Source organism: Nostocoides sp. (assembly GCF_035343835.1).
Lineage (GTDB): Bacteria > Actinomycetota > Actinomycetes > Actinomycetales > Dermatophilaceae > Nostocoides_A > Nostocoides_A vanveenii.
The window spans coordinates 1-20,596 of sequence record NZ_DAOQZV010000032.1 but is presented as its reverse complement, the minus strand read 5'-3'; the positions used below and the strand labels follow the sequence as shown (position 1 = coordinate 20,596).

The window sequence follows — 20,596 nt, the reverse complement described above, 5'->3', positions numbered from 1 at the left end:
GGCTGGCGGCCACGGGCGTCGATGGTGCCACGTGGAATCCGCATTGCGCTCGCGTCCAACCGCGCGCTCTGATCGAAGGCTTGGCCGCGGCCGTGCGCCGACGCGGCGGCGTGATCGTGGAGGGGATGCGCGTCGTGGACGCTGCTGCCGGACGGGTGGTGCTGGCGGACGGACGGGTCGTGCGGGCCGGGCACGTGCTACGGGCAACTGAAGCCTATACAGCGTCACTGCCTCGGCTCGGACGGCGCTTGGCACCGGTGTACTCGCTGATCGTCGCCACCGAGCCCTTGAGCCAATCCGTCTGGGAGAGTGTGGGTCTCGCGCGGCGTGAGGTCTTCAGTGACTATCGGCACGTGATCGTCTACGGGCAGCGGTCGACGGATGACCGGCTGGTCTTCGGCGGGCGCGGCGCGCCCTATCACTTCGGGTCGGCGATCCGGCCGGGCTTCGACGGTGACGAGCGAGTCTTCCGGTTGTTGCGGAATACGGTGCGGGAGTTGTTCCCGCAGCTGGGCGAGGTCCGCTTCACGCACGCGTGGGGTGGCCCGCTGGGGATCCCCCGCGACTGGCATCCGTCGGTGGGTTATGACCCGGGAGCGCGTGTCGGCTGGGCCGGTGGCTATGTCGGCGATGGCGTGGCCGCGACCAATCTCGCCGGGCGCACGCTCGCCGATCTGGTGCTGGGCCGGCGGACCGTGTTGACCGCCCTGCCTTGGGTGGGGCATCACTCGCCCGACTGGGAGCCGGAGCCGTGGCGGTGGTTCGGCGTGAATGCCGGGCTGCGCCTGGCCGGGCTGGCCGATGCCGAGGAGTCGATCACCGGGCACCCGGCCCGGTCGGGGTCGCTGTTAGCCCGCCTGACTGGCCACTGATCAACGTTATCCACAGGCAGTCTGGAGTGCCCTGGCCGTATCGTCATCGCGGGATCAGGATGGGATTCATGGGTCACAACGAACTGAGAGTGAGGCACCATGGGTGTCGTGACCACATTGCCTTGGGGGCGGGAGTTGACCGCGGACGATCTGGCGGACCTCCCCGACGACGGCCACCGCTATGAGCTCATCGACGGGTGCCTCCTCGTGACTCCGTCGCCCTCGCGCTGGCACCAAGGCGTCAGTGCCGAGCTCGCCTTCGCCCTGACGGTGTCCTGTCCAGACGACCTCAGAGTTATCACGGCTCCGATGGACGTCAGGTACTCACGCCGGACGGTGCTCCAACCCGACATCTTGGTGGTCACACGAGCCAACTTCGCCAACGAGGACGATCCGCTCCGTCCAGCGCTGGCCGTCGAGATTCTCTCGCCCAGTACGCGATTGATCGACCTCAACCTCAAGAAGGCCCGCTATGAGCGCGCGGGCTGTCCCAGCTACTGGGTGGTCGATCCAATCGACCCGCGCCTGATCGCCTGGGAGTTGCGGGAGGGCGGATACGCCCAGGTCGCCGATGTGTCCGGCGAGGAATCCTGGGGCGCCATGGTTCCCTACCCGGTCACGATCACTCCCGCCCGGCTGCGCCGCTGAGCCCCGCCCGTCCGTTCAGCGCCGGCCCTTTGGTAGCGGTCGGCGGGTCGTGTTCGGTTCGGCGGCACGAACCGTCGGCCCCCTGCACAGAGCGCCGACTTCTGCACGAAGCGCCGACCTAGACTGCCGGCCATGGTCGATGACGCGACGCTGCGGGCCTATTGGAGTCACCGCCAAGGCCTTGATGGCTCCCTCGCCGGCGCAACGCCCGCCCAGGTCTTGGAGCGTGCCGGTTGGGCGCGCTCGGTCGGCGGGACGACTCCCTATCTGACGCTCTTCTCCCGGGCCGGCGTGCGGCGCGCCGAGGCCGACGCGGCGGTCGCCGCACTCGCCATCCACGAGTTGCCGTCGGCGCGCGATTGCACGTATGTCTTGCCCGCTCGCGACTTCGCGCTGGCGTCCGTGATCGGTGGTGGCGCCAGCAGCACCGCCGAGCTGCGCACCGCGGAGAAGCTGGGCGTCACGCGCGCTGAGGTCGATGACTTGGCGGATGCCGTTCTTACGCAGTTATTTTCGGCTCCCCTCGACCCAGCCGGCCTGCGCAGGGCGCTCGGCGACCGGGTGCGGTCGCTTGGCGATGCGGGCAAGAAGAAGGGCATCGCGACAACCTTGCCGCTCGCCCTCGGCCTCCTTCAGACACGCAGCCGAATCCGGCGCGTCCCTGTCGACGGACGGCTGGATCAGCAGCGCTTCCGCTATGTCCCATGGCCGGACGCACCCGTCTGGCCTGGGGACGTCCACGCCGCCCGCGCCGAACTCGCCTCGCGCTATTGGGACTGGATCGGCGTCGCGAGCCTGGCGCATTTCCGCTGGTTCAGCGGCGTCACCCTCGCCGCGGCGAAGGCCGCCATCGCCGGCCTTGAGCTCCATCCGCTCGCCGGCACGGACCTGCTCGCCACCCCCGCGACTCTCGCCGAACTGAGAACGTATGCCGTGCCCGCCACTTCGCAGATCGCGCTCATCGGGTGGCTGGACGGCCTGGTGCTGTTGCGTCGTGACCTGGACGGCGTCACCGACGCCGCCGACCGAGATCACCCCTTGCGCACGCCGGCACGCACGGCCGGTGGCACCCTGACGGACTTGCCACATCAAGGGATCGTCGACCGCGGCCGACTGATCGGGCTGTGCGACTACGACCCCGGGACCGAGGAAGTCGTCTGGGCACCGATCACGAAACTCACTGCGGCCCAGACCACATCGACCCTCGACGCGGTCCGTGTCACCGAGGCCTTCATCCGCGATGACCTCGGCGACAACCGTGGGATGAGCCTGGACAGCCCGGCCTCCCGAGCGCCGCGCCTCGCCGCCCTGCGCTCCCTCGCCGGTTGATCCGCGATGACCGCACACGTCCCGCCCGCCGGCATCGAGATCGAGTCCTTGGCGGCCCTCGACGACGCGCTCGCAGCGGGTCTTCCTCCGGCCCGGTTGCGCCTGCAGGATCTCGACCTGCGCGAGTATCGCGGCCTCGATGACCGGCGCGACCTCGACCAGATGGTCGTGCTGGGCGGACACCTGTCCCCCGCCTTGGACGCACACTTGCGCGCCCAGGGCGCGATCATCTTCCCCGACGACCCGCATGCCGCGCCGATCCGGCCCTACCGTGCCCGGCTCTACACCGCCGACGAGCTCTATGCCGAGCTCGAGGCCGGCTACGACGCTACCCCGGACGCGCGGGCATACGGCTGGTATCAACAAGGACGCGCGCACCCGGACGTCTTCAGTGCGCTGCTGCAGGCGATCCACGACGACTCCATCGCCGACGCCCTCGCCGAGTTCGTCGACGGCCACCGCGTCATCGGTGTCATGGGCGGCCACGCCCTCTCCCGCGGAACGAGCGCGTATGCCGAGGCCGCTCGCCTTGGTTTCGAGCTCGCCGGTCGCGGATTGGTCGTCGCGACGGGCGGTGGACCGGGGGCCATGGAAGCCGCCAATCTCGGTGCGGCAGCGCGTGATTCGCGCGACTTGGCCGAGGCGCTCACGATCGTCGCCGAGGTCCCGGGTTTCGCTGACGTTCGCGCGTGGGCCCTGGCCGGTTTGCGCGCGCGGAAGGTGATCGAGACGCGGCCGGTGGGCGAGGAGCGGGGCAGGAGCCTCGGCATACCGACGTGGTTCTATGGGCACGAGCCGCCCAATGTCTTCGGTGAGGGGATCGCCAAGTTCTTCTCCAATGCCCTGCGCGAGGATGCACTGCTCGCTCTCGCCGGGGACGGAGTCTTGGTCCTGCCCGGCGCAGCCGGAACCGTTCAGGAGATCTTCCAAGTGGCGACGCGGGCCTACTACTCCGCCGATCCTCCACCGCCGCTCGTGCTCGTCGGCCGACGTCATTGGACCGAGACCATCCCGGTCTGGCCGGCCCTTCGGGCGCTCGCCGCCGGGCGGCCGATGGCGGGGCGCATCGCCGTAGTGGACGATCTCGACCAGGCGCTCGCCCTCATGCAGTAGCAGATGCCGGGGGGCCGAGCGGCCCCGCCGACAGCGGCGCGACGCTAAGGTGCGTGGGTATGGACCTGCTGGGGGGCGGAGCGATCCGCGAGGCAAAGCTGACCGATTGGCGCAAACTGGCACAGGGGCTGCACGCACGCTACCGGGTTGCGGACTTCGGGACGGGGGCGCACTTCGTGGCCGCGGTGGGAGACGCGAGCGACGCGCTCGGCCATCACCCGCGGGTGGCGATGGGGCCGGGATATGTCGATCTGAAGTTGAGCAGCGACGACGCCATCTATCGCGACGACGAGGGCACCGAGCACGTCGTCGAATGGGTGACGGCGCAAGACATCGACCTTGCGCGCCGGATTACCGAGATCGCTGCCGAGCATGGCCTCGCGGCCGATCCGGGGGCGGTGAGTGTGGTCGAGCTGGGACTTGACACGGCCGACTCGGCGGCCATCGCACCGTTTTGGGCAGCCCTGTTGGCCGGGAGCGCGGACGCCCAGGGCCGCGGCACCCCGAGCGATGAAGTTCGCGACGACAGCGGACGGTCACCGAACCTGTGGTTCGGCGAGGCGCCGCCCGAGCATGGTCAGCGTTTCCACGTCGAGGTCTACGTGCCGGCCGAGGTAGCGGGTGACCGTCTTGCTGCCGTGCTCGCTGCCGGCGGGACCATCGTCGACGACAGCGACGCCCCTGGCCTGATCGTCATCGCCGACCGCGATGGCAACAAGGGCGTCCTGTGCGTCGCCCTCCCCGCCGAGCCCTAGGCGATCGAGCTCCGCGCTGAGACTCAGGTGAGCCAGCGGCGGAACCTCACCATCCCCGACCGATTCCGCGACGATCAAGCGGTGTCGAGCGGCGAGGAACGAGCCGATCGAGCTCCGCGCTGAGGAGCGGAATCCAGAGAACTCAGAACCGCTGCTCCACGAAGGTCTGGTCCTGGATCGGCGGGCGGACATACGGCATCTGCTTCATCTCGGGCAGTTGGATGACCTCGGGCGCCACGTCTTCGTATTCGAACTGGCTCAACAGGTGATTGATGCAGTTCAGGCGCGCCGCCTTCTTGTCATCGGACGGCACGACATACCAGGGCGCCTGCTTGATGTCGGTGTATTGGAAGGTGTTGTCCTTGGCCATCGAGTACTTCACATACAGCTCGTGCTCGGCGAGGTCCATGTCGGAGAGCTTCCACCGCTTGAGGGGCTCGGCGTTGCGGGCCTCGAAGCGGGCGCGTTGCTCTTCGAAGGAGACCGAGAACCAGTATTTGATGACCTTGATCCCGGAGCGAACGAGCATCCGCTCGAACTCGGGGCAGCTGCGCAGGAACTCCGAATGTTCCTCCTCGGTGCAGTAGCCCATCACCCATTCGACATTGGATCGGTTGTACCAGGACCGGTCGAAGAGCACCATCTCGCCCGCGGCGGGGAGATGCTCGACATACCGCTGGAAATACCACTGCGTGCGCTGCCGCTCGGTCGGCTTCGGGAGCGCGACGACGCGGACGGTGCGTGGGCTGGTGCGCTCGGTGATGCGCTTGATGACGCCACCCTTGCCGGCGGACCCGCGGCCTTCGAAGATGACCAGGACCTTCAATCCTTGCGACTGGATCCAGTACTGCAACAGGACCAGTTGCTCCTGCAGTCGCTCCATCTCGGCTTCGTAGACGTCACTGCGCAGTCGCCCGTCCTTCTTGTAGTCAGCCGGGTTACCGGTGCCGCCACCGCCCGCCTTCGTGATGAACTCACCGATATCGTCGGCGCCCTCGGGGGGGAGATTGTGCTTGTCCTGCTTCGACATTCGCCCGACCTGCCCTTCCCCCGACCGCGGTCAGGACTTGGTGAACAACACGATCCCGAGACACATCTCGTCGGTCGTGCCCTCTCCCCACATCACATAGCGCTCCGTCGTCCCCTTGAAGGCGGGGAGCTTGTCGCGCAGTGACTGGTCGTGGGTGCAGGTGACCGTGAGCGTGTCCTTCGGGTTCAGCGTAGTGGGGGTGTCCAATGGGATCGAGCCCTGGTTGTCGAAGTCCCAGTTGGTGATGTCGAGCAGGGTCTTCGCGCGCGGTGTGCCCTTGTTGGCGACCACGGAGATGGCCCGGCCGAGCAAGTGCATGTGGCCCGAGAGCGCACGCACGACCATCTTCTCGCCGGCGGTCGTGGTACACGACTGAGTTGGGCCGACCGGCCCGGCGCCGCAGAGGATGTGCAGCAGGTCGGCGGTCTTCGCCTCGGCCCCGAAGCGCGCGATGTTATCGGCCATCGCCGCATCCCGCGCACACAGCTTGTTCGCGACGCCGGTGCGGCAGGGCATCTCCACGGGTGCGGGCAGCAGACGCGTGTAGAGGTAGTTGTAGGAGCCGTTGTCGGTGGCGATCCGCAGCTTCGCGGCGCTCTGGTCCGGACCGGTGCCGTTGATCAGGTTGTAGTGGATCTGCATGACGATCTGGCTGCCCTTGGGCAGGGGTGTGCCGATGCCCTTCTCGGCGACCTTCTCGGTGCCGCCGGGAGCCCACGCGCCGAGCCAGGGCGCACGCCAGATGTTCTGACCGGCGCCCCCGCCGAGACCGGTGCCGCCGAAGCAGGTCCACCCGTCGCCGGGATCGGCCGAGTCCTTGGCCTTGGCGGCCGCGACATCCTCCGGGTCGACTTTGTAGAGGATGACGTGGTGGACCAGTTGCGGATTCGCGGGGAGGAAGTCAGTGCCGGTGATCACCGCGTCTTTGGTGATCTTCGGGTCGAGCAGGAAGCAGCGGTACTCGTCGGTGCCGACGGTCGGTGCCTTCGGGGTGTAGGCATGGGGCATTCGCAACTCGACGAAGCGCTCCCCCGAGCGCAGGGCGACCGGCGCGGTCGTCGGTGTGCTGCTCGACCCCGTCGTCGCGCTCGCCGCACTGGAGGGTGCCGCCGCGGACGTATGCCCGTGCCCGTCCGCCCGCGGCAGCGCGCCGGGGTCTCCTCCACAGCCGGCCAGGACGATCAGGGTGGCCAGCGCACCGGCCAGGACTCGCAAACGCATAAGTCAGGGTAAGCGTCCGCTCACCACGCGCGCAAACACCGGGCGGCAGCGGCGTACGTCCGCTACGCCCCGCCGGCACGACGTGCCGAGCGTGGCGTCTGGCGGCTCCCCCTGCCGACCTATCCACTCGAGGGCGGCCGGTGGCCGGTCCTCTAAGGTGGCGGCGTGACGAGCGACCCGGTGGCGGCGGCAGTCGCCGATCTCGGGCTCAAGGGCCTGCTCGCCGCGCGCGCCGAGGCGCGCCGCCAAATCCAGGACGACGGCATCCGCTTCGGCGCGATGGCCAGCCCGACAGCCCCCGGCGAGTTCCCCGCGGACGATCCACGCTGGCATACGCAAGGGCGGAACTGGGCTATCGATCCGCTGCCGATCGTCATCGGATCGGCTCAATGGGCGCGACTGCACGCGGGGCTCGAGCAACGCGCCCGGCTGCTCGATCTGATCCTCACCGACCTCTACAACGGCCGCGCCCTGTTGCACCGGGGACTGATCCCTCCCGAGGTCGTCCTGGGCCATCCCGGTTTTGTGCCCCAGGCGGACGGCCTGCACCAGGCCGGGCCGCATCAACTCGTCCTGACCGGCGCCGACCTCGGCCAGCATGCCGACGGCGAATGGCATGTGCTGGCCGACCGGTCCGGGCTGCCGATCGGCGCGGGCTACGCCATGGCCACCCGGCGCATCACCACGCGCGTCATGGCCGGCCTGCACCGGGAGGTCACGCTCGCTCGGATGCGCGGCTTCTTCCACACCATGACCGCAGCCTTACAGCGCCTCGACCCGCACGGGGACGGGCCGACCAAGGCGGTGCTGCTGTCAGCCGGGACGGACAGCGACACGGCATACGAGCACGGATTCCTCGCCACGCTGCTGGGCGTGCCGCTCGCCATCGCCGAGGACCTGACGATGCGCGACGGGCGCGTCGTCATCACTGCGGGCGACCGGCATGAAGCGGTCGACGTGATCTACCGCCGGGTGCTGGCTCGCGAGGCGGACCCGTTGGATCTGCGGTCGTCCGAGCGCGGCATACCGGGACTTCTCGAGGCGACGCGGCGCCGGATGGTCGGTGTGGCCAACCCGATCGGTGCCGAGGTGCTGGACAACCCGGGCCTGCTCCCCTATCTGCCCGCGCTGGCCCGCGATCTGCTCGGCGAGGACCTGCTCCTGACATCCGCCCCGACGTGGTGGTGCGGTGACGAGGCGGGTCGCCGGCATGCCCTAGCGGGTCTGGACACGCTGATCTTCAAGCGCTTCGGGCACGATCAGCCGACGGTGACGCTGTGTGGGTGGCAACTGAGCGCTGCCCGTCGCAGCGAACTCGCCGCCCGGATCGAGGCGGCCCCGTGGGCCTGGGCCGCGCAGGACGCGCTCCGGGCATCCGAGACGACCGTCGTCACGCCGACCGGGTTGGAATCGCGCCACTTCGTGCTCCGCACGTTCGGCGTCGCGACCCCGAACGGGTATGACCTGCTCCCCGGCGGCCTCGCGCGGGTCGCCAAGGACGCGGACGCCTTTGTGATGCCGAGCTTCGAGGCCACCATCGCCAAGGACGTGTGGGTCTTGGCACCCGACGAACCCGCGCGGGCGGAGGCCACTCGCGCCCCCGAGGGCGAGCTCGCCCTGCCCGCACTCGTGCGCCGGCACACCTTCCCGCCCCGCGTGGCCGAGAACCTCTTTTGGGTGGGCCGCTACTGCGAGCGCGCGGACGGCACCACGCGGCTGCTGCGTGTGGCCGACGACTTGGTCGAGGACTACGCGGGGCGCCCGGGCACGACGGGGCATGCCACCATGGCGGCCCTGCTCGATGCCCTCGCGGCGCTGACCCGCATCGAGCGCCGCGAGCCCGAGGCATCGGAGACGTATGTCCGCCGGGTGCTCGCCGAAGCCGGCCGCCGCGGCACGATCGCGTATGCCGCGAGCCGCCTCGTCGCGGCCGCTCAGGAAGTCCGCGACAACGTGCCGTACGACCTGTGGCACGTCCTCGCCCGGCTGGAACGCACCATCGCGATCGAGACGCCCGCGTCCGAGCAACTGCAGCACCAGCTCTTCGACGTCCTGGAGTCGACCCTTGCCGTAGCCGGAATCGTCGCCGAATCGATGGTCCGCGACGAGTCCTGGGGGTATATCGAGGCCGGGGCCCGGCTCGAACGCGCTGTGGCCACCATCGGACTGCTGCGGCAAACGGTCGGCCGTGCACACCCCTTCATCATCGACGGGCAGCTCGCGGAGTCGGTGCTCGACGTCGGTGCCAGCATCATCACCCACCGCCGGCGAACGCTCTCCGGCCAAGGTCCGGCGATACCCGCACAGTCGGCGATCGCCCTTCTGCTGACGGACGAACACAACCCGCGCTCCGTCGCCTTCTCCCTCGGCCGGCTGGAGTGTGCCCTGGGCGTGGTCGGCGACGCGGAGTTGGCGGCGGCGATCGGCTCCACGCTTGCGCGCTTGCGTTCGGTGGACGTCGTCGAGCTGGCGTCGGGCGACCGGCCGGCGGTGACCGATCGCCTCAACAACCTGACGCGCGAGCTGTATGCCGTGTCGGCGGCCTTGTCCCGCAAGCACTTTGCGCGTGCGGCCCGCCCACGCGCGCTGCCCACCCAACGAACGGTCGGGGCCCGCTGATGACACAGACCGACGCCGACTTCGAGCCCCGGCGCTACCGCGTGCGACACCGCACGCATTACGCGTATGACGAGCCCGTCGACGCCTGCTACGAGCGAGGCTTCCTCGGGCCCCGGCAGACGGCGACCCAGACCCTGGTAGAACACACGGTCACGGTGACTCCCGAGCCCGATCTTGTTGTCGAGCATGCCGATTGGCTGGGCAATAGAAGCTTCTATGTCGAGATTCGCACTCCGACAACGGATCTTGACGTGGTGAAAGAGAGCGTGCTCGACGTGGCCTGGCCGCGCGTGGATCTCACCGCGCTCGACCGCTGGACCGTGCGGAGCGCGATCGCCGACCTGCGCCGCGGCGGAGTTGATGCGGTGACGCTCGCGACCTACAGCCTGCCTTCGGCGCTGGTGACGGCCGAACCGGTGATCGTTGCCTACGCCCGCAAGCATCTGGACCCGGAACAACCACTGGGCGTCGCGCTCGACGCGATCATGATGGGCGTCTTCGAGGACTTCGACTTCCGTTCGGGCGCAACGAAAGTCACCACAACCTTGCCGGATTTGCTCGACCTGCGGGCCGGCGTCTGTCAGGACTTCACGCACCTGACCCTTGCCTGCTTGCGCTCACTCGGGCTCCCTGCCCGATATGTCAGTGGTTATCTGGAGACCACCCCCGCGCCCGGTCGCCCCCGCCTGGAGGGGGCCGACGCGACGCACGCCTGGGTGTCCGTGCTGACGCCCGGCGGCACCTGGGTCGACCTCGACCCGACCAATGGCCACCTCGCCGACTCGCGTTATCTGGTCACGGCCTGGGGGCGGGACTTCCGCGATGTCTCGCCCCTGAAGGGCGTCATCTATGCCGATGCCCCCATCCGCTCGACCCTGACAGTCGGCGTCGACGTCCTGCGGATGACGAGTAGCAATCCCGAGACCTCGCCGGCACCCGAACCTAGCTGAGCGACACGACCGCCGCTGCGTCCTCGACGGGCAGGTCCGGGTCGGCGACGGCGAAGACCGACATCGTCACAAGGTCGGCACGACCGGCGTTGACGGTGAGGAAGGCCGTGTCGGCCGCGTCGCGGCCGGTGGCGATGCGCACCATCGACGCGCGCGGCGCGAGCCGGGTGGCGTCGATTACTCGCCACGTCCCGTCCAGTGCGACCTCGGCCACGGCGTGGAAGTCCATCGGACTCAGGCCGGGCGCATACACCGAGACCAGCCGCGCCGGCATACCGCTGGCACGCAGGAAGGTGACGACCAACTGGGCCATGTCACGGCATACGCCCGTGCGGGAGAGGTAGGCCTCGAGGGCACCGTCGGTGACCTGACTGCTTCCGGGAGTGTAGGCGATCTGGGTGTAGACCCAATCGGTAACGGCGGCAACGAGTTCCGCACCGGCCAGGCCGCCGAAGTGGGTGGCGGTCACGGCGGCGAGGCGATCCGAATCGCAGTAGCGGCTGGGCCGAGTGAAAACGATCGCTTCCAGGGGCGAGACGGGGCGCTCGGACGCACCCGGGGCCACGGTGGCGGTGTAGTCGACCACCAACTGCCCGACAGGGGCGGCGGCCAGGCGGTGCAGGCGGGTGCCGTCCGTTGCGACGATCTCCTCGATCGCCTCCGCGGGTAGCGCCTGTCCATCGGAGATGACGGTCAGTTGCTCGGTTGCGTCGACGGCGTCGGTTGCCACCGCGATCGACAGCACGAGGTCGGCGACCTCGGTCACCTGCAACTCGATGTGCGCGCAGACGCGCCTGCTGGAGGAGGTCGTCGTCATGGCCGTCAGCAGCCGACGAGCCGGGCGCCGAGGTAGGCCTCGACCTGGTCAAGACTCACACGCTCCTGCGCCATGGTGTCGCGATCACGGATGGTCACCGCGTGATCCTCGAGGGTGTCGAAGTCGACAGTGATGCAGTAAGGGGTGCCGATCTCATCCTGGCGCCGGTAGCGCCGGCCGATGGCTTGCGCGTCGTCGAAGTCGATATTCCAGTGCTTGCGCAAGGTGGCGGCGAGGTCGCGGGCCTTGGGCGACAGATCGGCGTGTCGCGAGAGCGGCAGCACCGCCGCCTTGACCGGCGCGAGCCGCTTATCGAGCCGCAGGACGGTGCGCACATCGACGCCGCCCTTGGTGTTCGGAGCCTCATCCTCGGCATAGGCATCGACCAGGAAAGTCATCAGTGAGCGGGATAGACCGGCCGCCGGCTCGATGACATAGGGCAGATAGCGCTCGCCCGTGGCTTGGTCGAAGTAGGACAGGTCGGCACCGCTGTGCGTGCTGTGTGTGCCGAGGTCGAAGGCGGTCCGGTTGGCGATGCCTTCGAGCTCGCCCCACTCGCTCCCGGTGAAGTTGAAGCGGTATTCGATGTCGACGGTGCGTTTGGAGTAGTGCGAGAGCTTCTCGGCCGGGTGCTCGTAGTGACGCAGGTTCTCCGGGCGGATGCCGAGGTCGACATACCAGCGGGTCCGCTCATCGATCCAGTACTGATGCCATTCCTCGTCCGTGCCCGGCGGGACGAAGAACTCCATCTCCATCTGCTCGAACTCACGGGTGCGGAAGATGAAGTTGCCCGGCGTGATCTCGTTGCGGAAGCTCTTGCCCGTCTGGGCGATCCCGAAGGGCGGCTTCATCCGGGCCGACTGCTCGACGTTCTTGTAGTTGACGAAGATGCCCTGTGCGGTCTCCGGGCGCAGGAAGTGCAGACCCGACTCGTCATCGACGACGCCCAGGTAGGTCTTGAGCATCATGTTGAAGGCCCGCGGCTCGGTCCACTGGCCCCGGGTGCCACAGTTCGGGCAGGCGATTTCACCGAGCGGGATGCTGTCGGGGTCGACCTCCTTGCCCTTCTTGGCCTCGCGGTCAGCGATCGCCTCCTGCATATGGTCGAGGCGAAAGCGCTTGTGGCAGGAGAGGCACTCGGTGAGCGGGTCGGTGAACTCGCCGACGTGACCGCTGGCCACCCAGACCTGCCGCGGCAGGATGATCGAGGAGTCGAGCCCGACGATGTCGTCGCGGCCGTGCACCATGGTCTTCCACCATTGGCGCTTGATGTTCTCCTTCAACTCCACACCAAGGGGGCCGTAGTCCCACGCGGATCGGGTGCCGCCATAGATCTCACCGGAGGGGAAGACGAAGCCCCTGCGCTTGCAGAGGTTGACGACGGTGTCGACGGTGGAGATCTCCTTGGCCATGCCGGCAAGGTTAAGACATCCAACACCACCAGATCCTTCGGCAGCGTGGTGTCGGCTACTCGCGCGGCAGGCAGCCCGCCGGGCAGCAACCCCCACACCCGCGCCCGGGTCGTGGCCCGCGCCGCCGCGACCCGCTTTGCGGGGTCTCGGCCAGTTCGTCCAAGGCCCGCCACACCGTCGCCGGCGATGCGACCGGCCCAAGCACCTGCTCCTGGTGGCGCAGGGTGTCGATATCCGCGATCGCTTCCCCCCAGCGACCAGCATCGTGGCCACGTCCACCACCACCCGGCCACGATCATGCCCCGGGACGAACCCGCGCCGCACCAGCGCCCTCGAGAGCGTCTTGGTCAACCCGACCTGAGCAGCCAGCAGCCGCACCGCGACACTGCCCGCGTGGGCGATCACGCCCGCCCCGTCACCAGAAACACCCAACCCTGTCGACCACGATGTACCCTTCACCTACCAAGTGCCTTCCCGCTCGAGGAAATCCAGTCTCGCAAACACGATTATCTCGTTGCAGGACAGGCACTTTGGTGCAAATCAGGCGTGTGTCACACACTCACCCATGAAAGACGGAAGTTAACCGTGCAGCCAGAGCCCTCCCAATCCGTCCCGCACGGCCTGCTTGCCCCGCCAGCGACGCCGTGCTTGGGCAGTTTTGTTGAGAACGTCAGCTAGGGAAACCATGCACCGCCGCACATTCCTAATCGCCATCGGCGCCGGGGGCCTGCTGGCCGCCGTCTCGGCAATGGCCGCGCCCGCGGTTGCCGATTCCCCCGCCGGGACCCCCGGCAACGGGGCCTCCTCACAGGCCGCGGTCAGCACGACCGGGCGCTATGTCGTCTTTCGCTCCGTAGCGACGAACTTGGTCTCGGGGGACACCAACGGCAAGGCCGACATCTTCATCCGCGACCGCGTCGCCAACACCACGAAGCGGGTCTCGGTCACGTCTGGAGGGGCTCAGGCGAATGCGGACAGTTCCCGCCCGTCAGTCAGCTGGGAGGGCCGCTATGTCGTCTTCCTTTCCGCCGCAAGCAATCTCGTGCCCGGTGACACCAACGGCAAGGTCGACGCCTACCGCAAGGACCTGGCCACCGGCCGGCTGGTCCGGATCAACACCTCGGCCGCGGGGGCCCAGGCCAATGCCGCCGCAGACACTGTGCGCGTGAGCGCCGACGGCAACCGGATCGTCTTCGCCACCACCGCGTCCAACCTGGTGGCCGGCGACAATCGGCCCGGCGACGTCTTCCTTCGTGACATGGCCGCCGGCGCCCTGAAAAGGATCACTGAAGCAGTCCCGTCGACTCAGGATCTCGACAACGACTACGGCGTCTTTGCCGACATCTCGCCCAACGGCCAGATCTCTACCTTCTCGACGTTCTACGCCGACCCGGCTTTCCCTGGTCACTACTGCGGCCAGGCCTGGGTCTGGAGTGCTGGCACCGGCAGGTCCGTGGTCAAGGCGACGAAGTGCGACGACCCCGAGGCGTCCCGCGGCTACCCCCAGGTCTACGCCCTCAACGACGGCTTTGCTCCGGTGCTGCACGACGGGATGCTGTCGGAGCAGGTCCTGGTGACCCGGCCTGCCGGCTATCCGTCATTCACCGTCCGGATCGACGCGGACTGTGGGCGTGACGTCTCCGGATGGGGCAAGGCCGTGGTGCGCGATTGCGCGGGCCAGGTGCACCGGATCGGCAACGATGGGCAAACCACGATCGTCGCTCCCGGCAAAGAACCCGCGGTCTCCGACGACGGCTTGTCCGTGGCCTATATCGACACGAGCGGGGCGCCGAGCACCCGGAACCAGATCAGAGTCTGGGACCGGCGCACGGGCACGAGCACGCTGATCAGCCAGCGATAGCGCGTCAGGCGGTGGCGGCGGCAAGCTGGCCGCACGCGCCGTCGATATCCGAGCCGCGAGTGTCACGCACGGTGGTGGGTATGCCGTGCGCCCGCAGCCGCTCGACGAACTGCTGCTCGACCCCGGGTCGCGACGCGGTCCACTTCGAACCGGGGGTCGGGTTGAGCGGGATGGGGTTGACGTGCACCCAGCCGCGACCGCGGGCATTGAGCTTCTCTCCCAACAGATCAGCGCGCCAGGACTGGTCGTTGATATCGCGGATGAGGGCGTATTCGATGCTCACCCGGCGCCCGGTCGCCTCGAAATAGCGGTATGCCGCGTCGATCGCCTCATCGACCTGCCACCGGGTGTTGATCGGCACGAGTTCGTCTCGGAGTTCGTCGTCGGGCGCGTGGAGGGAGAGCGCCAGAGTGACCGGAATCCCTTCCGCCGCAAGCTTGTCGATGCCCGGCACCAGGCCGACGGTCGACATGGTGATGCCGCGCGCGCTCATCCCCAGCCCGTCCGGCGCGGGGTCGGTCAGTCGCCGGATCGCTCCGATCGCCGCCTTGTAGTTCGCCAGCGCCTCCCCCATCCCCATGAAGACGACATTGGTGACCCGACTGCCGTATGCCGTGTCCCCGCCGGTGTCGTCCGCCTCGGCACCGAGGTCGGCCGGCGGGCCGAGACCCTCGGACGCGCCCGGGTCACCGGCCGGCAACTGGGCGGGACCGGGTGCCGCCGGGAGGGCCGCTGCGCGCAGGGCACGAGCCGCGGCGACAACCTGCTCGACGATCTCGGCGGTGCTCATATTGCGGGTCAGCCCCGCTTGTCCGGTCGCGCAGAAGGGGCAGTTCATGCCGCACCCTGCCTGGCTGGAGATGCAGATCGTCACCCGCTTGGGGTAGCGCATGAGCACCGACTCGACGAGCGCCCCGTCATGCAGCCGCCAGACGTGCTTGAGGGTGGCGCCGCCGTCGGCGCTCAGGGTGCGCACCGGGGTCAGCAGGGTCGGGAGCAGGTCGGCGACCAGGCCGGAACGGATCGCCTTGGGCAGGTCGGTCATCGACTCCGGGTCGAGGGTGAGCCGCTCGAAGTAGTGGGTCGAGAGTTGCTTGGCGCGGAATCCCTTGTGCCCCAGTGCTTCGACGGCGAGCTTGCGCTCGGCCGGGTCGAGATCGGCGAGGTGGCGAGGGGGTTTGCCCCGGCGAGGAGCGGCCAGGATGAGCTGGCCGGGCGCGGGCTTGTCGGTCGCGGTCACGCCGCCACCAGGTAGTGCAGGACGGCCCAGACGACCGGCGAACACACGAGCAATGAGTCCAGCCGGTCCATCAGGCCGCCATGCCCGGGCAGCAGATTGCTCATGTCCTTGACGCCGAGATCGCGCTTGATCACCGACTCCATCAGGTCACCGATCGTCGCGCACATCGCGACCAGGACGCCGAGCGGGATCCCGATCCACCACGGCTTGTCGAAGAGGAAGGCGATGCACGCGGAGCCGGCGATGGCGCAGAAGAGAACGGAGCCGGCGAAGCCTTCCCAGGACTTCTTCGGGCTGATCTTCGGCGCCATCGGGTGCCTGCCGAAGAGCACGCCCGCGACATACCCGCCGATATCGGAGCAGACGGTGACGAGGATGAAGGTGATGATCCGGGCGCGCCCGTCGTCGGCGGCGAGCATCATGGCGGCGAAGCCGCCGAGCAGACAGGGATAGAAGGCGGTGAAGATCCCGCCGGCGATATCGCGACCCGCGCCGGGGCGCGGGTCGATGACCCGCCATACGGCCACCGCGGTGCAGGTAAGGCCGAAGACGACAACGAGCGGCTCCGGGCCGCGCTGGTGAGCGGCGAAGATCATGCCGGCGGCGCCCACGGCCACCGGGACGATCGGGACGATGATCTGCTTGACGGCGAGGGCACGCACGAGTTCCCAGACACCGACGATCATCGCCAGGGCGATGATGACGGCGAAGGAGTCCTTGGCCAGGAAGAGGCTGAGCAGGATCATCGCGCCGAGACCGACGCCGACACCGATCGCCTGGGCCAGATTGCGCCCGGCGCGCCCGTGCGGATTGGGCGCGGGCGCGGGGGCGATCGCCGGGGTGGCGGTGCTCCCGGACGGGTCGGGCGGCGTGGTCATGGGCAGTGATGCGCTCAGACTTCGAGGAGTTCGGCTTCCTTGTGCTTGAGCATCACATCGACCTGATCGACATACTTCTTGGTCGAGACCTCGAGCTCCTTCTCCCCGCGCTTGCCTTCGTCCTCGCCCACCTCGCCGTCCTTGACGAGCTTGTCGAGTTCCTGCATGGCGTGCCGGCGAATATTGCGGATGGAGACCTTCGCGTCCTCGGCCTTGCGGTGCGCGATCTTGGTGTACTCCTTGCGCCGCTCCTGGGTCAGCTCGGGGACCACGATCCGGATGACGTTGCCGTCATTGCTCGGGTTGGCCCCGAAGTCGCTGTCCCGCAAGGCCTTTTCGATGTTGTGCATCGATCCCTTGTCGAAGGGCGAGATCAGCAGGACGCGCGCCTCCGGGGTGGAGAAGGACGCCAGTTGCTGCAGCGGCGTGGGGGCGCCGTAATAGTCCACGAGGACCTTGGCGAACATCGCGGGTTGGACACGCCCGGTGCGAATCCCGGCGAAATCCTCGCGGAGGACGTCGATGGCCTTGTCCATCTTCTCCTCGGCTTCGAAGAGGGTCTCGTCGATCATGTGGGGCTCCTTGTGGTCATGCGGACGCGCGGGCGCTCGGTCAAGTGTGGCACCCGCACGCACGAGTGGGGTCGCGGGGAACGCGTGGGGGTCAGTCGGCGCAGACCAACGTGCCGATGCGCTCGCCACGCACGGCCCGGCTGATATTGCCGGCACCCTCCATGCCGAAGACGACCATGTCGATGCCGTTCTCCATGCACAGGCTGAAGGAGGTGGCGTCGACGACCTTCAGGCCACGCTGCAGCGCCTCGCGGTAGGTCACCTTGTCGAACTTCTGTGCGTCCGGGTTGGTGCGGGGGTCGGCGTCGTAAACCCCGTCGACACCGTTCTTGCTCATCAACACCGCATCGCACTTGATCTCGAGCGCCCGCTGCGCGCTGACCGTGTCGGTGGAGAAATACGGCATACCGGCGCCGGCACCGAAGATCACGACACGCCCCTTCTCGAGGTGACGGATGGCGCGCCTCGGGATGTAGGGCTCGGCGACCTGGCCCATGGTGATGGCGGTCTGGACGCGGGTGTCGATGCCTTCCTTCTCCAGGAAGTCCTGCAGCGCAAGGCAGTTCATGACGGTGCCGAGCATGCCCATGTAGTCCGCGCGGGCCCGGTCCATGCCCTGCTGCTGGAGTTCGGCGCCGCGGAAGAAGTTGCCACCGCCGATGACGACGGCCACCTGGACACCCTCGCGGACGGCTTCGGCGATCTGCCGTGCGATGCCTCGGACAACCTCGGGCGCCAGGCCGATGCGGCCGCCGCCGAAGACCTCACCGGAAAGTTTGAGCAGCACCCGGCGGTAGGCCCGGTGGAGGGGATCGGCGGTCTGGGGCTCGGACACGATCGTGGTCACGCAGGCTCCTCGGGAAGGCAGGGGGCGAGAACGGTGGTCGTCGCCGGATCGGCTCGATTTTCGCACATCATCGGGGGACCTTCCCGCCGCGCACGTGGCAGGATAGAGTTATTGAGCAAATGCTCTAATTATTCGCTCAAGAGGTGACGGTGATGGCCAAGAGTGGGGGCAAAAGTGGGGGCCGGTCGGGGGACGCTACCCGAGCGGCCCTGGTGGCGGCCGCAACGGACGCGCTGCGCGAGGTCGGTTTCGCGGGGGCCAGTGCCCGGGAGATCGCCCGACGGGCGAACTGCCAGCAGAGCCTGGTCTTCTATCACTTCGGGTCGGTGAGCGGGGTTCTGCTCGCCGCGCTGGACGCGGTCTCCCAGCGCCGGTTGGCCGCGTATCAGGCCCTCGTCGCGGATTCCGCCAGCGCCGACGATCTGCTCGGGGCCGCGGCGGACATCATCGCCACCGACCTGGCGTCCGGGGACGTTGCCGTGCTGGTGGAGATGCTCGCGGGGGCCCGGTTGGTCCCGGGACTGGCGCAGCAGGTGTCCGAGCGCCTGGCGATCTGGCAGGAGTTCGCGCAGGCTGCGATGGCCCGGCTGCTGCCGCCCGGGCCCTTGTCGTCCCTGGCACCCGTGCCGGACGTCGCGCACACCGTCGTGGCCGGAATCCTCGGGCTGGAGCTGCTCGCGCATACCTCCGGCGACCGCGAGACGCCGGCGCGGATCCTCGACCAGGCCGCCGGCGGCCTGGCAGTGCTGGAGGTGCTCACCCGCCGACGCGAACCCAAGGAGTCGCCATGACCACCCTGCCCGGATCGGCCTCAATGCCCGCCGTTCCGCCGGATGCCGGGGGCCGACTCCCGGCGGTGGAGTCGCGCTTCGCTCCACTCGCGCTGGCCGGGTGGATTCTCCTCGGCGTGTTGGCGCCCCTGAGCATTTTCGGCATCCTCACGATCGGCATCTTCGTCGCGCCGATCACACTGGGATTGCTGGCGGTGCTGCTCATCAAGGCCCAACCGCATGCCCGAGCCGGCACACCGATCGGCGCCGGAGTGTTGCTGCTCTGGGTGGCCTGGAATATGCGCCGGGTCAGCGCCGAATCATGTTCAGGCACAGCCTCGTCCGGGCCTGCGGACGGGACGGTCACCGTCGATCCGTGCACGCAGCTGGTCGTGCCCTGGGGCTGGCTGCTGCTTGCCGGCGCTGCGCTGGCGACCGGTTCGATCTTCCTGGTCCGCGACATGCGCGCCCCGGGCTCACCACCCGCGTCGTCGATGCCCTGACGCACGTATGCCGCGCACCCGAGGGGGTACGCGGCATACGTGCGTGCGTGGGTCGCGATGCGACCCGAGAGTCAGGCTCCGACGCGGAAGCGGACGAACTGCTTCGCCGCAGCGCCGTGCTCGTCGAGCACCTTGGCGACCGACTTCTTCGGGTCCTTGGCGAAAGCCTGCTCGAGCAGGACGTTCTCCTTGAAGTAGCCGTTGACGCGGCCCTCGATGATCTTGGGCAGGGCGGCCTCGGGCTTGCCCTCTTCGCGTGCGGTGGCCTCGGCGACCCGACGCTCGTTCTCGACGACGTCGGCGTCGATCTCCTCGCGGGTCATGACCGTCGGGCTGAAGGCCGCGACGTGCATGGCGACATCGCGGGCCACGGCATCGTCGCCGCCCTCGCTCGCGAACAGCACGCCGATCTGCGCGGGCAGGTCGGGGCTGGTCTTGTGCAGGTAGGAGACGACGGTCGGCCCCTCGATGCGAGCAAGGCGCTTGACCTCGATCTTCTCGCCGATGGTGGCGTTGGCCTCATCGAGCAGCTCCTGAACGGTCTGGCCGTCCTCCAGAGTGCTGGCGAGCAGGCTGTCGGCGTCGGTCGCGCCGACCTTGACGGCCTGCGCGAGCACCTTGTCGGCCAACTCGATGAAGCGCGGGGCCTTGGCAACGAAGTCGGTCTCGCACAGGACCTCGACCAGGGTGCCGACGCCACCATCGGTGGCGGCGGTGACCAAGCCGTTGGAGGTGGTGCGGCCTTCGCGCTTGGTAACGCCCTTCTGGCCCTTGATCCGCAGGATCTCGGTGGCCTTCACGGAGTCGCCATCGGCCTCGTCAAGGGCCTTCTTGACGTCCATCATGCCGGCGCCGGTGGCCTCGCGCAGCGCCTTGATGTCAGCGGCGGTGTAGTTCGCCATGGATGTGCTTGCCTTCCTTCGTGGCTGGTTTGCCGGGACGCGATCAGGCGTCGGCGGCGTCGGTGGTCTCGGTGGCCGCAGGGACCTCGGTCTCGACAACGGCGGTCTCCTCGACCGGGGCCCCGAGTGCCGGGTCGGCCGGCTCTGTCACCTCGGCGACGGCCTCGACCGTGACGTCGGCAGCCGGGACGTCCGCAGCGGCGTCGGCACCGAGGAGCTCGCGCTCCCACTCGGCCATCGGCTCGTCCTCGGCGACG

At 68.6% G+C, this 20,596-nt stretch carries 19 protein-coding genes and 1 pseudogene; 10 read left to right on the top strand and 10 right to left on the bottom strand.

From position 1 onward, the window contains the following. The 5 genes from PKH97_RS04075 to PKH97_RS04055 form a co-directional block, all read left to right on the top strand. Nucleotides 1-872, top strand: an 872-nt coding sequence (locus PKH97_RS04075; RefSeq protein WP_324386128.1) for an FAD-binding oxidoreductase, incomplete at its 5' end; no start/stop codon positions are given. 108 nt (nucleotides 873-980) lie between these two features. Beyond that, the gene (locus tag PKH97_RS04070) at nucleotides 981-1,520 is read left to right on the top strand and encodes a Uma2 family endonuclease (protein ID WP_324386127.1); all 540 of its coding nucleotides are present in this window, start codon (nucleotides 981-983) and stop codon (nucleotides 1,518-1,520) included. 132 nt (nucleotides 1,521-1,652) lie between these two features. Then, nucleotides 1,653-2,849, top strand: a complete 1,197-nt coding sequence (locus tag PKH97_RS04065) for a crosslink repair DNA glycosylase YcaQ family protein (protein ID WP_324386126.1) — start codon at nucleotides 1,653-1,655, stop codon at nucleotides 2,847-2,849. 6 nt (nucleotides 2,850-2,855) lie between these two features. Next, nucleotides 2,856-3,962, top strand: coding sequence for an LOG family protein (locus PKH97_RS04060; protein ID WP_324386125.1), 1,107 nt, complete (start codon nucleotides 2,856-2,858; stop codon nucleotides 3,960-3,962). A 59-nt stretch (nucleotides 3,963-4,021) separates the two neighbouring features. Continuing rightward, nucleotides 4,022-4,717: a VOC family protein gene (locus PKH97_RS04055; protein WP_324386124.1), complete on the top strand. Its 696-nt coding sequence runs from the start codon at nucleotides 4,022-4,024 to the stop codon at nucleotides 4,715-4,717. 142 nt (nucleotides 4,718-4,859) lie between these two features. Here PKH97_RS04055 and ppk2 read toward each other — a convergent pair whose 3' ends face one another. Both ppk2 and PKH97_RS04045 read right to left on the bottom strand, forming a co-directional pair. Next, nucleotides 4,860-5,747, bottom strand: coding sequence for a polyphosphate kinase 2 (gene ppk2, locus PKH97_RS04050; RefSeq protein WP_324386123.1), 888 nt, complete (start codon nucleotides 5,745-5,747; stop codon nucleotides 4,860-4,862). A gap of 30 nt (nucleotides 5,748-5,777) precedes the next feature. Next, nucleotides 5,778-6,968, bottom strand: coding sequence for a hypothetical protein (locus PKH97_RS04045; protein WP_324386122.1), 1,191 nt, complete (start codon nucleotides 6,966-6,968; stop codon nucleotides 5,778-5,780). 165 nt (nucleotides 6,969-7,133) lie between these two features. Here PKH97_RS04045 and PKH97_RS04040 point away from each other — a divergent pair, with 165 nt between their 5' ends. Together PKH97_RS04040 and PKH97_RS04035 are read left to right on the top strand one after the other, a co-directional pair. After that, nucleotides 7,134-9,587: a circularly permuted type 2 ATP-grasp protein gene (locus PKH97_RS04040; RefSeq protein WP_324386121.1), complete on the top strand. Its 2,454-nt coding sequence runs from the start codon at nucleotides 7,134-7,136 to the stop codon at nucleotides 9,585-9,587. Beyond that, complete coding sequence (locus tag PKH97_RS04035; protein WP_324386120.1) at nucleotides 9,587-10,537, top strand: transglutaminase family protein; 951 nt, start codon at nucleotides 9,587-9,589, stop codon at nucleotides 10,535-10,537. Before PKH97_RS04040 ends, PKH97_RS04035 begins: the two co-directional genes overlap by 1 nt. Here PKH97_RS04035 and PKH97_RS04030 read toward each other — a convergent pair. After that, complete coding sequence (locus tag PKH97_RS04030; protein WP_324386119.1) at nucleotides 10,530-11,354, bottom strand: transglutaminase family protein; 825 nt, start codon at nucleotides 11,352-11,354, stop codon at nucleotides 10,530-10,532. The genes PKH97_RS04035 and PKH97_RS04030 overlap by 8 nt on opposite strands. A 5-nt stretch (nucleotides 11,355-11,359) precedes the next feature. After that, on the bottom strand, nucleotides 11,360-12,766 hold the full coding sequence (locus tag PKH97_RS04025) for a glycine--tRNA ligase (RefSeq protein WP_324386118.1): 1,407 nt from the start codon (nucleotides 12,764-12,766) through the stop codon (nucleotides 11,360-11,362). A 685-nt stretch (nucleotides 12,767-13,451) separates the two neighbouring features. On the opposite strand from PKH97_RS04025, the gene PKH97_RS04020 reads away from it, so the two are divergent. Then, nucleotides 13,452-14,627 carry a hypothetical protein gene (locus PKH97_RS04020; protein WP_324386117.1) on the top strand — a complete coding sequence of 392 codons (1,176 nt, stop codon included), beginning with the start codon at nucleotides 13,452-13,454 and terminating at the stop codon, nucleotides 14,625-14,627. Nucleotides 14,628-14,631: 4 nt separating this feature from the next. Here the strand turns inward: PKH97_RS04020 and rlmN are convergent, their stop codons facing one another. From rlmN to pyrH, 4 genes are all read right to left on the bottom strand, one after another. Next, on the bottom strand, nucleotides 14,632-15,867 hold the full coding sequence (rlmN, locus tag PKH97_RS04015; RefSeq protein ID WP_324386116.1) for a 23S rRNA (adenine(2503)-C(2))-methyltransferase RlmN: 1,236 nt from the start codon (nucleotides 15,865-15,867) through the stop codon (nucleotides 14,632-14,634). Beyond that, nucleotides 15,864-16,745 (bottom strand): phosphatidate cytidylyltransferase, encoded by an 882-nt coding sequence (locus PKH97_RS04010; RefSeq protein WP_324386115.1) that lies wholly within the window; start codon nucleotides 16,743-16,745, stop codon nucleotides 15,864-15,866. The genes rlmN and PKH97_RS04010 overlap by 4 nt, the downstream gene beginning before the upstream one ends. Nucleotides 16,746-16,759: 14 nt before the next feature. Continuing rightward, nucleotides 16,760-17,317: a ribosome recycling factor gene (frr, locus tag PKH97_RS04005; RefSeq protein WP_324386114.1), complete on the bottom strand. Its 558-nt coding sequence runs from the start codon at nucleotides 17,315-17,317 to the stop codon at nucleotides 16,760-16,762. A 91-nt stretch (nucleotides 17,318-17,408) separates the two neighbouring features. Continuing rightward, the gene (gene pyrH, locus PKH97_RS04000; RefSeq protein WP_324386113.1) at nucleotides 17,409-18,164 is read right to left on the bottom strand and encodes a UMP kinase; all 756 of its coding nucleotides are present in this window, start codon (nucleotides 18,162-18,164) and stop codon (nucleotides 17,409-17,411) included. A gap of 152 nt (nucleotides 18,165-18,316) precedes the next feature. On the opposite strand from pyrH, the gene PKH97_RS03995 reads away from it, so the two are divergent. After that, nucleotides 18,317-18,955 carry a TetR/AcrR family transcriptional regulator gene (locus PKH97_RS03995; RefSeq protein WP_324386112.1) on the top strand — a complete coding sequence of 213 codons (639 nt, stop codon included), beginning with the start codon at nucleotides 18,317-18,319 and terminating at the stop codon, nucleotides 18,953-18,955. Beyond that, the gene (locus PKH97_RS03990) at nucleotides 18,952-19,437 is read left to right on the top strand and encodes a hypothetical protein (protein WP_324386111.1); all 486 of its coding nucleotides are present in this window, start codon (nucleotides 18,952-18,954) and stop codon (nucleotides 19,435-19,437) included. The genes PKH97_RS03995 and PKH97_RS03990 overlap by 4 nt, the downstream gene beginning before the upstream one ends. Before the next feature lie 71 nt (nucleotides 19,438-19,508). Here PKH97_RS03990 and tsf read toward each other — a convergent pair whose 3' ends face one another. Both tsf and PKH97_RS03980 read right to left on the bottom strand, forming a co-directional pair. Next, the gene (gene tsf / locus PKH97_RS03985; protein ID WP_324386110.1) at nucleotides 19,509-20,339 is read right to left on the bottom strand and encodes a translation elongation factor Ts; all 831 of its coding nucleotides are present in this window, start codon (nucleotides 20,337-20,339) and stop codon (nucleotides 19,509-19,511) included. Nucleotides 20,340-20,382: 43 nt separating this feature from the next. Continuing rightward, nucleotides 20,383-20,596, bottom strand: a pseudogene (locus tag PKH97_RS03980) (30S ribosomal protein S2); the annotation flags it as partial.